A 14,618-nucleotide genomic window follows, 5' to 3' on the forward strand; every position below is an offset into this window, starting at 1 on the left:
AGAGGATAGAAGCAATCTAAGCAAGCTCGCTAGGTACAGCAAAACCCGGAGCATACGCCGCGTTAGCGTAACTCCGGGTTACCTTGTGGACTGAATATCCTATTGCCAGTTTACATTTACAGTCGCTGTACCGCTGGTTGGTGTGGTGAACGTGTGGTTGGAACCACCTTCCCACGTAATGGTTGCACCATTTTTCTTGAAGAATTTGAACTCCAGTTGTTTCCCGGCAGGCACGCTCACATCAAAGTACCAAGTTGGGTAGGCGTGGATAACCTGATTGAAAGCAGGGCCAATAGCTGTTGTACCCGTACTCCAGTTGCCCAGTTCTGCCACGTTACCTGCCAGATAGATGTTCTGACCCAGTGTGGTGGAAGCATTGTTAATGACAAATCGTACAGTGACCTGATCACCCGTAAGGATGGTGAAGTTGTTATACGCATTGCTGTTGACGCCATTCGCAGCTACTTTTACAGCATAATTGCCTGCGGCAACAGCTGGGATCGTCACTTTAATCTGTGTATCTTCCCAGGATGTAATGGCTGCACCGGTAACGGCTGATGTACCGAAGTATACCGTGCCTTTGGTGGAACCGAATCCGCGTCCGCTAATCGTAACGACATTACCCGGTTTGCCCATCACCGGACCTACATGTCCGATCGTTGGGGTTGTCTCGCTCGTTGTATATTGCCATACCGCTGTTGCACCGGCTGCCAGTGTGAAGGAAGAGACGTTGCCATTGGTGGAAGTGATGTTATTACCGTTCAGTGCACCGCCCAATACATCGGTGTAGTTGCCTGTTGGCAGTGAAGTGCTTAGATTCGCAATGCTTGCTGGTGTGGAGAGATTACGGTTCACCGCAACAACAGCTACACTTTTGCCAAATTTGCGCTCATAGACGTACACATCATTATTGATCCAGCGTTGCTGAGTGGAGCCATAGGCAATCGCCGGATTGGATTTGCGCAGAGGGGCCAGCTTGCTGATCACGTTGAAGGCAGTGGTTGTTTTGGAGAAGGAAGGCATTTTGGCCCGATTATCAGGGTCCCCGTTACCCGTCAGATACTGCTCGGTACCATAATAGATGGCAGGTACGCCGCGTGAAGTCAGCGTGAAGGCCAGCGCTTGTTCCAGACGACGATTGTTCACGGCACTTGTTTTGAACCGATCCATATCATGGTTGTCGATGAACGTAACTTGATCATTCACCTGATTGTAATCTGCCGCTGTGCCTGTAATCATCGAATCCAGAGCATACATATTGGACGTGTTATCCCGGAAGACATCACGTACGGCAGAGTTAAAGCGGAAATCAAGCAGGCTCATCCCGGATTCGTTGGCAAATTCTGTGTTATCCGCATCGGATGCAGCAGATCCCAGGAACCATTCACCAAAGGTGAATACAGGTTTATGTGCATAGATGGAGGACATCCAACTCTTTTGCCAGCCGAGAGGCATATGTTTCACCGCATCTACACGAATGCCGTCCACGCCCATATCAAGCCAGAGCTTGATTGCATCTTTGAAATATTGGTCAATGGTATTGTTGTTGTGATTCAGGTCAGCGAGGTCGTAGAGGTTTTTGTAGATTCCATTCTCCAGGGAGGAAAAGTCGGAGCCGCCGTTGTGATGGAAATATCCATTCGTATCATTCGTGTATCCGCCAACAAGATTACCGTTATCATATAACTTGCCATTCTCAGCAAAGGACGTATCGGTTTCCATGGCAGGAGACGTGTGGTTTGGTGCAAAGTCAATTACGATCTTGATGCCTTTGGCATGAGCAGTCGTAATCAGATTTTGAAAGTCAGCCATTGTTCCGAAATACGGATTGGTCTTCTTGAAATCACGTGCCCAGTAGCCATGATACGCTGTGTTAATCACGCCGCCGTAGTTGATGGTAGCGAAGATATTTTCAACCGGTTGGGAGATCCACAATGCCGTTACGCCCAGATCGCTAAAATAGTTATCGTTGATTTTGTTAATCAAACCCTGCCAGTCGCCTCCGCAATACAACTTCAGGTTACTACAAGTGGCATCGTAGGCAGCTCCAGTAGGATTGTTGGAAGGATTGCCGTCCAAGAAGCGGTCCGTAAAGATCTGATAGATGACATCTGTACTAAAGTTCTGCTTGTTGGTAACCGCGGTATCTGCATCGGCATGGATCGCTGAAGCAGGCAGATAGGGAAGTGCGCCCCCTGCAAGTAAACTGAGTGTCAGTGTTGTGCTGAGGAGTACGCGTTTGGCCATTTGAAACATAGTAATCCACCCTTCTCGTGAATGTAGTAGTTTAGATAAACAACCAACCTGGATCTTGAATAATAGCGCTTTCAATACAACAGGATGTTACGCAGTGGATTGAAGACTTCCCTCCTTTTGACACGCCAACAACCCCGGCATCTCCTTCGGGAGTTACCGGGGTTGTCCTAAACCGCTTCTGGTTTAAAAGCATGGCCCTCGAGTTATGATCACAACGCTATCGTAAGAAATAATGGATCTTATGTCAATAACTTTTTTGAGAGCATTTATTTTCTATTTTTATGTTTACAAAAGTATGTCCGGGGATTTAAACTATTCGCAGATTCACAATATAAGGGCTATGTATCCCGGGACACTTACGTGTGTTCTGGGACAACCCCGTCTCTTCTGAGGCGGGGTTGTTTGTATTATGCAGTCGAATCGGGAGAAGAGAGGCGGTTGATGATCGTTGAGTACCCATTCTGTCATCGAATGTTTGGAAGGCATTCAGGCGTCGTGGCTGGGCAATATCCGTAACATTTATGTGTACCTCCCGCCCGGTTACCATGAGCAGGCAGCTCGGCATTATCCGGTTCTGTACGTTCATGCGGGGCAGCGGGCTTTTGGTCCATCCGGGCCAGGCAATGAAACATGGAATATAGACCAGGCAGCAGACGGTCTTATTTCCTCCGGGCAGATTGAATCACTGATTATTGTCGGCATTACGCATGTCCGTCCAGTCACGCACAATGAATTCTATCACTTCGTTGCTCCGGAGAGAGAAGCCGTGAGTGTGGGGTGTTCAGGCATCGACTATGAACATTTCATCATTCATGAGCTCAAGCCGATCATTGATCATCGATATCGGACGCTGCCGGACAAGTCGAATACCGGGCTGTTGGGTTCATCTGCCGCGGCGCTTTGTACATTGCACATGGGGATGCGAAATCCGGATGTTTTCGGAAAACTGATCATGATGTCACCATTCTATGTGGATGTGCAGCTGGACGAAACATCGGATAGCGGACTGTTGGAAGAAAACATGTACCGTCTGCCAGAGGAAGTACCTGCCGTTCGAATGTGGATGGATATTGGAGATACAGAAGGTCTGTTTCTGCCTTCCCAGGTCAGAAGGGTAGCTCATCAATTACTTGAACGCGGAGTCAGACCGGGTGAAGAATTGGCATTTCTGGAACAGCAGGGTGCCTGTCATCAGGAAGGTGACTGGGGAGCACGCGTTCATCTCCCGTTAATATACATGTTCGGCCACGTGGGTAAGCCCTCTTCGCTCAAACTGCTTGGAAGGGATGTCATCGGACTACAGGGTGGAATGACCGTGTGTATCAATGCACAGATTCACTACGAGAGTGGGTTGGTTCAGAGTCTGCTGCATGGGAATTATACTTCGAGTGACCCGAATATACTTCAGGTGAATACGAGTGGAGAGTTAATTCCGGTCGGTATTGGAAGTGCATTCATCACGCTGACTGTGGGGGAACTGTCTGCTACACGCATCTACTCTGTCATTCCAGAATTGTCCACTCATGTGGAGGTCTGCGTTCGTGCAGAGGTAGCTCCCGACGAAGACTTGGAGGAAACGATATATGGTGGTATGGGCATGAAGCTTGTTCGTTCTGGTAAAGGTCGATATGAAGGTAGTTACCGAGTCCCGCGAGATAGTGGTTTCTCCTTCCGATTTACTCGCGGTTTCCGTCGTTTCGAGACCGATGTGGATGGCAAACCTATTGCCAATCGGGTATTTCGAGCAACAGATGATATGTCTGTGCATTACCAAATCCAATCCTGGGGCAGTACGTCAGCCAAAACGGGAACAGGAGGCCCAAAATGAACATTCCTTCATTCGCTCCAGTGCTGGACATTCCCTATTATTATCCCTGCAATTTCCCTCTGATTCATGAAGTGCTCCATCGACAAGGGTCCATCACAAGTCTTGCACTGCTGGCGGCAAGTCGGTTGTACAGCCTTCCTTCGTGTGGGGATAACGGACTGGTGAAGCCTTATTTTCACAAACTGGATTATGTAGAGCCGATCTGGGAGATGTATGGACAGCGGGAGCTGGGAAGCTTCGAAGAGGGGAAGACGCTGATCCGGCAGTATATCGGCGAAGGTGAGCTTTTTCTGGCTACAGGAACCAGTTATCACCTGCCTTATTGTGAGGATTATCAGAATCCCGAGTACATTCGCAAACACGTGAAGCAAGGCTCCCGACTGCATCTGGTAGACCATTGGATTGCCGTGTATGGTATGGAAGATGAGCATGTCCACGTCTATGATCCCGTGCCCTCCAAGTATTATGGAAAGGTTGCTCAAAGGGCCTTTCATGACTTCTGGAAAGGTAACCAAAGCATACCCGAGCTTGCTCAGGCCAAGCGCAAAGAAGAACTTCGAACGTATGGCACCATGGACATTCGGGCGACTGTGAAACTGGACTCAGCGGGTTATCGCGAGATGTTGACCCAGGCGCTGACAACACAGATTGAAGAATTTCTGACAGGCAGGACGATTACACAAGGAGAGCGCAATTATTATTTTGGACATGCGGTATCGCTGCAACTGTTACATGCACTGCATGAGGCGAGTGAAGGGGAGCAGGACAATGAAATGCTGATATCCGGTCTGCTGTTTGATATGCGGTGGAGCCGATATTTTCTAAATGATTTGCTTCAAGAGTCAGCCTTGTGGCTAGGTTCTCCCCTTGATCGATATGCAAGAGAATTTAGCGAAATTATCGTACGTTGGGAGAAGGCCTACAATATGCTTCAGGTCAGTCGAATAAAACAGCGTGAGCAGTGGAAAGTACAGCTAACAGGTGTAATTAAAATGTTGGTCACCGATGAATGGCACTGGTATGAGTCACTTCGACAGTCCATACCTCAGGCAGATTGTTTCCCACGTCAGGCTGTGTCGATGATTGGACAAGAACACAGGGAGGATTTGCTCCGTATCGTATTGGATAGTTGCCGGGAGTTAAACGCGTACCATAATACATCGATTCCACTTGGTGAGGGTGGTAACGCTCCACTGTATGGACGAAGTGGGCAACTGGATTCGCTGGAACTTGTGTCATTACTTGCAGTGGTAGAGCAGGGAATCGAAGATCGATGGGGGACGGCGATGGGAGCCGCACTGGCCGAGATAGCTGCTGCTTCCATGCCGGAAAGCCCATATCAGACTGTAGGTTCACTTGTTGATTATCTCGCACAGCAATGGGCACCTGACCGTGAGGAGGATGCAAGATGATGAACCAATTCTTACTTGAACGATTCGCGGAACAGGGACAGCATCCTGCACTGATCTGGAAAGATCAGGAGTACAGCTATCGGTGGCTGCTGGAACAGGTTGGCATCATGAGTAAGTGGATTACAGCAGAAGGGCTGACTGGGCAACTTGTAACGCTGGAGGAAGACTATTCCCCCTATGCGGCGGCAGCATTGGTTGCTTTGCTCGGACAAGGGTGTATCGTGCTTCCCATGGATCGGTACCTGGTTGAAGCCAAACGACAGGAATATATCCAGCTGGCACAGGTGAAGTGGCGTTTGGGCATTGAGGATGGCCAGTTGTGTATTCGGCAAACGTGTGAATTATCTGGAGAGGTTCCTGTATTGTTATCCTCGCTGGCACAGGATGGCGTAGGGGGATTGGTACTCTTTTCATCCGGATCAACCGGAGTGAGTAAAGCGACTGTGCATCGTGCAGATCGGCTGTTAGATGGTTTTCGGCGGCAAGTTCGGCCTTTGCGAACGATTCCATTCATGATGTTTGATCATATCGGTGGTGTAAATACCATGCTGCAATCCCTGTCCAGTGGGGGCTGTCTGTGTATCATTGCGGATCGATCTCCCGAAGAAGTGTGCCGAACGATTGAGAAGTTTCGTGTGCAGGCTCTTCCGGTCTCTCCAACATTCATGAATCTGTTGCTGCTGGGCAGAAATGATGAGGGGTATGATCTATCCAGTCTTGAAGTTGTGTCATACGGATCGGAAGTGATGCCAGAATCCGTACTGGCAGCTTGGAACCGGAGATTTCCACAACTAAGGACGATACAAGCCTATGGCATGTCTGAACTGGGCATTCTGCCAACCCGCTCCAAAGAGCCAGGCTCGTTGCTGTTTTCCATTCAAGACGAGGGAGTCAAGTACCGGGTAGTGGAAGGAGAATTGCAGATTCATACAGCAACAGCGATGATTGGATATCTGAATGCACCATCGCCCTTTACAGAGGATGGGTGGCTGCGAACAGGTGATGAAGCTGTGCTGGAAGAGGGATACATTCGTATTCTGGGACGTCGTTCCGAGATCATTAACGTAGGGGGACGGAAAGTGTATCCTGCCGAGGTCGAGGGTGTTCTGGAAGAGATGGAATGTATTGAAGCGGCCGTAGTTTCGGGAGATCACAGCGGTATCATCGGTCAGAGGGTGAAGGTGACGATCCGGCTGGCTACAGAATGTACTCTCACCGATCTGCGGCGATCCATCTGGGAATATTGTCGGGACAAGCTGCCTTCATACAAGATTCCGCAGAAAATCGTAATTACACAGGAAGCTCTCGTAAGTTCAAGAATGAAAAAAATACGAAAACCAATGACTTCGACACCCTTCGCCTCGGCTGGGAAATAGGTCGCTGCCATCAATGAGTTTTATCTCAATTGAATCGCTATCGCTAACGAACCTCAAACATCGTATTGAGGGGATAATTAAGAAAAGTAAAACCTAACGAATCTCATGGAGCTAGAATAAAAAGTGGACACCCGTTAACGGACGGAAGGATAATAAGACTAACGGAGGTGTCCACATGGGAGAACAGCGGCAACGATATAACGAAGAATTCAAGAAACAAACGGTCAAATTCATTCAAGAGCAGACGAAGACACTTGGAGATTTGGCAGAAGAACTCAACATTCCAAAAAGTACGTTGCACCAATGGATGAGTAAGTACCGCGAACTAAAACATGAGCCTGTTGCCAGCGTAGATCGAGTGAAGGAACTGGAAGCAGAGCTCCAAGAGATGCGCCGGTTGCTTCAAGAGAAAGAGCACACGCTTGCGGATACACAAGAAAAACTGGCGATTGTAAAAAAAGCAGTGCACATCTTCAGCAAACCAAAGAGCTAAGATTTCAGTTTGTGGAAGACCATCGCTCCGAGTTTTCTTTGGAGAAGATGTGCAGAACCTTTCAAGTGTCACGGAGCGGATATTACAGATGGCGAATGGACCGAACCAGCAAGCGGCAGAACCGCAAAGACGAGGTCATGAAGCGTATTCGGTATCATTTTTACGACCACCAGATGCGGTGTGGAAGCCCTAAAATTACGTATCTGCTCCATTTAGAAGGGTTGCGAATCTCTTCCCGTACCGTCAGTATCTACATGCGTCAAATGAATCTACGTTCTGTGGTCATGCCCAAATATCGCGTTCAGACGACGGATTCCAAACACGACCATCCCCTTGCGCCAAATACGCTGAATCAGCAATTTAAAACGTCCAAACCGAATACGGTATGGGTTACCGACATCACCTACATTCCTTGCCGAGGAGGTCGTCTATATCTCGCCAGCGTTCTGGATTTGTGCACACGTGAAATTGTAGGCTGGCGTCTATATAACCATATGGAAACCAGTTTGGTGATGGGTGCACTGGAGGAAGCTTACAAGGCCAAACGCCCTGCTCCGGGATTACTCCATCACTCGGATCGCGGCTCTCAATACACGTCAAAAGAAAACGTGGAGCAACTAAAATCATACGGAATGGAATCAAGCATGAGCCGACGAGGAAACTGTTATGATAACGCCTGTATTGAGTCATGGCACAGTATTTTAAAGAAGGAACTCATTTACTGCAACCCTCGTTTTAAGACGCCGGAGGAGGCTTATACTGCCATCTACCAGTACATTGAGTTCTATTACAACCGCAAGCGAATGCATGGCGCGCTAGGGTATCTTTCCCCTGCTCGTTTTGCGATGAAATTTACGGACAAACCCGCGGCGTAGTGTCTACTTTTTTGACATAGGTCCAATAAGGTCTCTCTGATTCGTTAGGATATGACGTATAAGATGCATCAGACGTATAAGATGCAGGAGAGGCTGTTCCCCGGTCGTCAATATGACCTAGGGGACAGCCTCTTTGAAGTTATTTTCCCTTGTTAGCCGTATTCATATCAGGCTTTCGCGGGTTGTTTGGCCTCCATTTGCAGTAAGGAGAATCCGTATGCTTCCAGATCGAGGGTCAGTTTATTTTGCCGAGCTTCCACGGTGTTTGATGTGAACAGATTTCGCCAGACGTTACGATCTGCCAAAGGGAGTTCAAGGGTACACGGCTCATCACCCGCATTCAGCACAAGAAGCATACGCTCGCCCGAATTCGAATCCAATCGTTCAATGGCAAGACAGGGATCTCCGGCTTTTGCATATACAATCTTCAGTTCCGTGCTGCGCAGGGCAGGGTGCTGTTTGCGCAGGGCAATCGTACGGGTGAAGAATTCCAGAAGCCCGCGGTTCTGCTTGGTCTCATCCCACTCCATACACTTGCGGCAACCCGGATCATATCCGCCATCAAGTCCCACTTCGTCTCCATAATAGATACATGGTACACCTGGATACGTAAGTAGTAACGTAACGGCAAGCTTCATCTTGCGCTCATCTCCATCACACAAGGACAGCAGTCTGGGTGTATCATGACTTCCAAGCAGATTGAAGGCGGCTTCCGTTACAGGCTGTGAATAGGCTGCAAGCAGTTTGCCGATCTCATTGGCGAATCCAAGTCCATCGAGCTTGCCATGCACCGTATAGTCCAATACCGAATTGGTAAACGGATAATTCATCACGGCATCGAACTGGTCTCCCTGAAGCCACATGAGCGAGTCATGCCAGATCTCACCAAGCAAATAGGCGTCAGGCTTGATGGCTTTTACCGTCTGACGGAATTCGCGCCAGAACTGATGATCCACCTCGTTGGCTACATCGAGCCTCCAGCCGTCAATGTCCATCTCTTCAATCCAGAAACGTCCTACCTCCAGCAGATATGCCTTCACCTCAGGGTGTTCTGTATTTAGCTTCGGCATAAGCGGTTCAAAGGCAAAAGTGTCATAAGTCGGTATGCCATCCTCCACACGTGGCGGCCAGTCCTTGATATAGAACCAGTCTGCGTAAGGGGAAGAGGCTCCATTCTTCATGACATCGACAAAAGGAGGGAACTCTCTGCCGGAATGGTTGAACACCGCATCCAGAACGACACGTATGCCGCGCTGATGACAGGCGTCCACGAACGCCTTGAACTGTTCATTGGTTCCAAAGTGAGGATCAACTTTCATGTAATCGCCTGTATTGTATTTGTGATTCGTCGTGGCCTCGAACAGCGGACAGAAGTAAATGGCATTGATGCCGAGCTGACTTATATGATCCAGATGATCCAGCACACCTTGGAGATCACCGCCGAAGAAGTTCACCGGTGTAGGTTCTCCTCCCCAGGGTTCTGCATTTTTGGGGCTGATGGATGGATCGCCATTGGCATAACGTTCAGGGAAAATCTGATAAAACACAGCGTCCTTAACCCAGGCAGGCGGTTCAAAAATGTCGACTGGATTCATAAATGGAAAATCAAAGAATTCAAGTGGATGATCAGGCAGCGCCTGCTCAAATCCGCGTTCTGTCATCCAGACTGATTCCTCTCCCTGAATCAGTTGGAATCCATACCGCAATCTGCGATAGAGAGGTGAAGTCTCGGCTTCCCAATAATCGAACATTTCATCCCGGGCAAAGATGTGCATGGGGATATGTGTGATCGTCCGATCCCAGGCATATTTGTCACCGGTAATGGCAATCACCGCATCCAGATCCCCACGTTTGGACCGAAGTCGGAGGTGCATAGTCGAGCGGTCATAAGCATAAGACCAATTGAGTTTGGGGCGGTGGTAGATGGCTTCAAGAATCATGTAAATCACTCCTCGTCAGATGATGAAATTCAGATAAAAGCGGCCATTAAACGCAAAAAAGGCACAACCTCAATTGTTCACGAGGTTGTACCTTTCGGCAGCATAGCCTTTTGATTATAGTGCTATTATACGAACTAACTCAGCAAAAGAAAACACTTTTTTTCCTTAAATTTCAAAAATTCTTAAAAAGGATAAAACGATGATTCCATTCACACGTGAACGTCAGAATAGTGCAGTCTGACGTTATACATGTGTGGTTGTTTTACATTTGGTAGCCGAGTTTTTCGCCATAGGCTCTGATTTCAGCATGGTATTGTTGAATGCTTTTGATTCCTAATGCAATCTTGTCATTACCTTGTTTAAGCAGCTTGCTGTTTACTTTCGTTTTGGCAACAGACTTTTTGAACAATTGATATCCTTCAAGCTGAGCATAGCTACCTTTGATCAGTTTGGCATGGATTTTTTTCAGTTCAGCGTTCTCCGGTTTGATCTGTTTCAACATGGAGACATACTTGGTGTAGTTAGGGATAGCTGTATTGTTCAGTTTCAGATAGAAGGATTTGCGATTGGAAGATGTGATGTACGTGCTGCCACCCACTGCATTCAAGGCTTTCTTCTCGTATACGGCAGGATCAGTCAATGCATCCAGGTAGTTGAGGAAATCTTCTTCTTCTACTGTAGGAATCGGTTCTTGTTCTGACGTGTCAACTTCTTCATAGTATTCGTCTTCCGAATATGTAGTGGTTGAGTCATCCGCTGCAGCGGCATAGGACCCTGCAGGTGCGAACACCCCGCCGAGCAATACAAAACTCATAATAAATGATAAAATCCAAGATTTTTTCACGTTAAAAATTCCCCTATCTATAGATGTGATTTTATTCCAATGGATAATCTAACATAGTACGACAAGAAATTACAGGAATTGTTTTACAGTTGATTCATCAGTTAAACGCATATGAATGAATAATGATTCACTATCCAAAAGGACATGTATTAGATGAAGCTACAAGTAAGAAGAGAATTGTGCATGTTAAGTGATAGAGAAAAAATTACATATATGGTTTATGTGGAGGCGTATTGTATTCATATATATTGTATTGGTTGGGTTAATATATCTTTATTTGATGTTGTTTTATGAAGTTACAGAGTTCGACAGGGAGTGAGAAGTTTTTCCAAATAAAATGCTTGTATAATGATTTCATCTCCATTACAATACAATTGATAATGAGATTCAATATCAATTAGGTAAAAAAGGGGAGACGGATTTCATGTATAAAGTAAAGAAAAAGCTATACATTTATGCAGCACTTATTCTGATGATTTCACTACTTGCTGGTTGTGCTTCGGGTGGAAGTGCCGAGACAACGAATACGTCCAGCCAAGCTGCAAGCAGCAATGAGAGCAATAATGAAAGTGATACAACCGCCAGTGCGACTGAAGATCAGACCCGAGTGATCAAACATGCCATGGGCGAAACCACAATCAAGGGAACTCCGCAAAAGATCGTGACACTGTTCCAGGGTGCAAATGATGTCGTTGTTGCACTTGGCGTGAAACCGACAGGCGTGGTGGAATCATGGGTTCAGCAGCCGGTATATGAATATCTGAGAGAAGATCTGGACGGAGTTCCACAAGTAGGACAGGAATCGCAGCCCAATCTGGAAGAGATCAACAAGATGAAACCCGACTTGATTATTGCTACGAAGATCAGACATGAAGAGATCTATGAGCAACTGTCGCAAATCGCACCAACGGTAGTGACGGAGACGCTTTTTGACTGGAAAGAAACGGTGAAAACTGTTGGGGAAGCAATGAATATGGTTGAGCAATCGGATAAATTGTTGTCTGATTGGGATGGCCGTGTAGCTGATTTTAAAGAGAAAATGGGGGATCGTCTGCCGATTGAAGCAACCATCACGAACTTTAGAGCCGATCAGGTTCGTATTTTCTACATGGGATACGCAGGTAAGATTCTGAAAGAACTTGGGTTCACGAGACCTGCGGGACATGACGCAGACACATGGGGAGTTGAATTGACTTCCAAAGAAAACATTCCGGATATGAATGCAGACATGATCTTTAACTTCAACTCAGGTACAGAAACCGATGCCATTCAGAAAAATTATGATGATTGGACCAGCAGTCCACTGTGGAAAAACCTTGATGCAGTCAAAAACAACCAATTGGTTCAGGTCGATGAAGTGGCCTGGAACATGGCAGGTGGATACACATCGGCCAACATGATGCTGGACGATCTATATAAGCAGTTCAACCTGAACTAACTAACAGGAGCAGGACCTGCCATGCACCAGGACATTCGTTAACGAAGTGTATGGGCAGGCAGGTCTTTTGTCATTTTACAGATGAAAGAGTGAGAGTATGTTTCCCCTTCTTACAAAGGCAAGTGCCAAGATCTATGGACTGGCTGGTGTATTCATATTATTTCTACTTGCTTGCCTAGCCAGTATGATTCTGGGACGTACACATATCACGTTTCAGATGGCATGGGAAGCACTGCAATTCTATGACGAGAGTTCTGTGCAACATGTGGTTCTGCTGACGGAACGATTGCCACGTACGGTTATTGCTGCTGTTGTGGGAGCAAGTTTGGCTGTGGCAGGCGGACTGATGCAGGCATTGACACGTAACCCGCTGGCATCACCAAGTGTGTTCGGGATCAATGCGGGTGCAATCTTTTTTATTGTCATTGCCATCGTGGTATTATCCGTATCTTCGCTCACCACCATGATGTGGTTTGGTTTTGCCGGAGCTGCGGTTGCCGCGGCGATTGTATATGGGCTAGGTTCCCTCGGTCGTGATGGCTTGACACCGATCAAAATTGTACTGGCGGGTACGGCTATCTCAGCATTGTTTGCCTCGTTCACACAGGCCATTCTGGTGCTGGATGGAACCGGATTGCAGGATGTATTGTTCTGGCTTGCCGGTTCAGTAAGTGGTCGGACGTTGGATATGTTATATCCTGTTCTGCCGTACATGACAGCCGCAGCCATTGTCTCTCTGTTCATGGGCAGAGCCATCAATCTGCTCTTGACCGGTGATGATATCGCCAAAGGCATGGGACAGAATGTAATTCTGGTTAAGGTGCTCATGGGAATTGTTACGGTATTGCTGGCGGGTGGTTCGGTTGCCGTAGCCGGTTCGATCGGGCTCGTTGGTCTGGTTGTCCCACATATCATGCGTGCACTGGTGGGCAATGATTACCGATGGCTCGTTCCTTACTCTATTGTAGGGGGAGCGATTCTGCTGTTGTCTGCGGATGTGGTGGCAAGGCTGGTGATTATGCCGCAGGAAGTTCCACTTGGTGTCATGACTGCACTGATTGGCGGACCCTTCTTCGTGTATATTGCCCGCAAGGGGGTGACGAAGATATGAGGAAGCTGTTAACTTTCCGCAACAAAAAAGACACCATCTCGGTGCAAATGGAACGAAAATCATTGGTTGTCATCGGCATGTGTATCCTCCTGTTCCTGGTGGCAGGGGTTGTTGGTACCAGTGTGGGCAGTGACTTTATCTCTCCGCTGGATGTGCTTCGAACGATATTCGGTCTGAATGAAGGGGAGCATGACTTCGTCGTGCTGACCTTAAGACTGCCACGGGTGTTATTATCTCTGCTCGTAGGAGCAGCCCTCGGTATGTCTGGCGCACTTCTGCAAGGCATTATCCGTAATCCGCTGGCCTCACCGGATGTGATCGGCATCACCGGCGGTGCGGCCGTTGCAGCTGTAGGTTTTGTTACGTTGCTGGGTGGAGCGGTAAGTATCAAGGTGTTGCCATTGTTCGCCATCGCTGGTGCAATTGTGACGGCTTTGATCATCTACGTGCTTGCCTGGAAAAAGGGAGTCAGTCCGATCCGTCTGGTGCTGATCGGGATTGGAGTATCGGCCATTACCGGGGCCGGGACGACCTTTATGTTAATTCTTAGTCCGTTCTACACGGCAGGTCAAGCCTATATCTGGCTGACAGGAAGTGTATACGGAGCATCGTGGACCGATGTCCAAACGATTTTACCGGTTATCGTGATCGTTGTACCGCTGGCGATCTGGTTCGCCCGCAGCCTGAATGCACAGGAGTTCGGAGATGATCTGGCTACGGGATTGGGTGTTACCGTTCAACGGCATCGTTCGGCGTTGTTGTTATGTAGTGTATTGCTGGCGGGAATTGCCGTTGCAGTAGCCGGAACCATTGGGTTTGTTGGCCTGATCGCTCCACATATTGCACGGAAGCTGGTTGGACGGATGTTTGGCAGTATGCTGATTGTGTCTGGACTGGTGGGTGCTCTGCTTGTATTTGCGGCAGATCTGATTGCCCGCACAGCTTTTCTACCGTTAGATGTTCCCGCAGGGGTATTCACTGCAGGCGTAGGCGCACCATTTTTCCTGTATTTGTTGTTCAAGAATCGAAATCAGTTTTGAGGAGG

General features: G+C 47.9%; 11 protein-coding genes. 8 read left to right on the forward strand and 3 right to left on the reverse strand.

What is annotated here, in order from left to right:
- Positions 1 to 99 precede the first annotated feature (99 nt).
- A complete protein-coding gene (locus AC4E8D_RS04960; protein WP_490205918.1) occupies positions 100 to 2,256 on the reverse strand; it encodes an alpha-amylase family glycosyl hydrolase in 2,157 nt (718 codons plus the stop codon).
- 448 nt (positions 2,257 to 2,704) lie between these two features.
- On the opposite strand from AC4E8D_RS04960, the gene AC4E8D_RS04965 reads away from it, so the two are divergent.
- The 5 genes from AC4E8D_RS04965 to AC4E8D_RS04985 all read left to right on the forward strand — a co-directional run bounded on the left by AC4E8D_RS04965 (position 2,705) and on the right by AC4E8D_RS04985 (position 8,240).
- Positions 2,705 to 4,084, forward strand: coding sequence for an alpha/beta hydrolase (locus AC4E8D_RS04965; RefSeq protein WP_490205919.1), 1,380 nt, complete (start codon positions 2,705 to 2,707; stop codon positions 4,082 to 4,084).
- Complete coding sequence (locus AC4E8D_RS04970) at positions 4,081 to 5,496, forward strand: cysteine peptidase family C39 domain-containing protein (RefSeq protein WP_221818867.1); 1,416 nt, start codon at positions 4,081 to 4,083, stop codon at positions 5,494 to 5,496. The genes AC4E8D_RS04965 and AC4E8D_RS04970 overlap by 4 nt, the downstream gene beginning before the upstream one ends.
- Positions 5,493 to 6,872 carry an ANL family adenylate-forming protein gene (locus AC4E8D_RS04975; protein WP_221818868.1) on the forward strand — a complete coding sequence of 460 codons (1,380 nt, stop codon included), beginning with the start codon at positions 5,493 to 5,495 and terminating at the stop codon, positions 6,870 to 6,872. Before AC4E8D_RS04970 ends, AC4E8D_RS04975 begins: the two co-directional genes overlap by 4 nt.
- Positions 6,873 to 7,047: 175 nt before the next feature.
- A complete protein-coding gene (locus AC4E8D_RS04980; protein ID WP_221818869.1) occupies positions 7,048 to 7,365 on the forward strand; it encodes a transposase in 318 nt (105 codons plus the stop codon).
- An 11-nt stretch (positions 7,366 to 7,376) separates the two neighbouring features.
- Positions 7,377 to 8,240: an IS3 family transposase gene (locus AC4E8D_RS04985; RefSeq protein ID WP_313771405.1), complete on the forward strand. Its 864-nt coding sequence runs from the start codon at positions 7,377 to 7,379 to the stop codon at positions 8,238 to 8,240.
- 167 nt (positions 8,241 to 8,407) lie between these two features.
- On the opposite strand, the gene AC4E8D_RS04990 is transcribed toward AC4E8D_RS04985, so the two are convergent.
- Positions 8,408 to 10,180: an alpha-glycosidase gene (locus AC4E8D_RS04990; RefSeq protein WP_490205920.1), complete on the reverse strand. Its 1,773-nt coding sequence runs from the start codon at positions 10,178 to 10,180 to the stop codon at positions 8,408 to 8,410.
- Positions 10,181 to 10,442: 262 nt separating this feature from the next.
- Positions 10,443 to 11,024, reverse strand: coding sequence for a hypothetical protein (locus tag AC4E8D_RS04995; RefSeq protein WP_076213307.1), 582 nt, complete (start codon positions 11,022 to 11,024; stop codon positions 10,443 to 10,445).
- Positions 11,025 to 11,448: 424 nt separating this feature from the next.
- On the opposite strand from AC4E8D_RS04995, the gene AC4E8D_RS05000 reads away from it, so the two are divergent.
- The 3 genes from AC4E8D_RS05000 (at position 11,449) to AC4E8D_RS05010 (ending at position 14,613) form a co-directional block, all read left to right on the forward strand.
- The gene (locus tag AC4E8D_RS05000; protein WP_490205921.1) at positions 11,449 to 12,462 is read left to right on the forward strand and encodes an ABC transporter substrate-binding protein; all 1,014 of its coding nucleotides are present in this window, start codon (positions 11,449 to 11,451) and stop codon (positions 12,460 to 12,462) included.
- 97 nt (positions 12,463 to 12,559) lie between these two features.
- Entirely contained in the window at positions 12,560 to 13,573 is a 1,014-nt protein-coding gene (locus tag AC4E8D_RS05005; RefSeq protein ID WP_490205922.1) for a FecCD family ABC transporter permease, read from the forward strand.
- Positions 13,570 to 14,613 carry a FecCD family ABC transporter permease gene (locus AC4E8D_RS05010; RefSeq protein ID WP_490205923.1) on the forward strand — a complete coding sequence of 348 codons (1,044 nt, stop codon included), beginning with the start codon at positions 13,570 to 13,572 and terminating at the stop codon, positions 14,611 to 14,613. Before AC4E8D_RS05005 ends, AC4E8D_RS05010 begins: the two co-directional genes overlap by 4 nt.
- The last annotated feature ends 5 nt before the right edge of the window (positions 14,614 to 14,618 follow it).

The organism is Paenibacillus sp. SRL342, assembly GCF_984798905.1.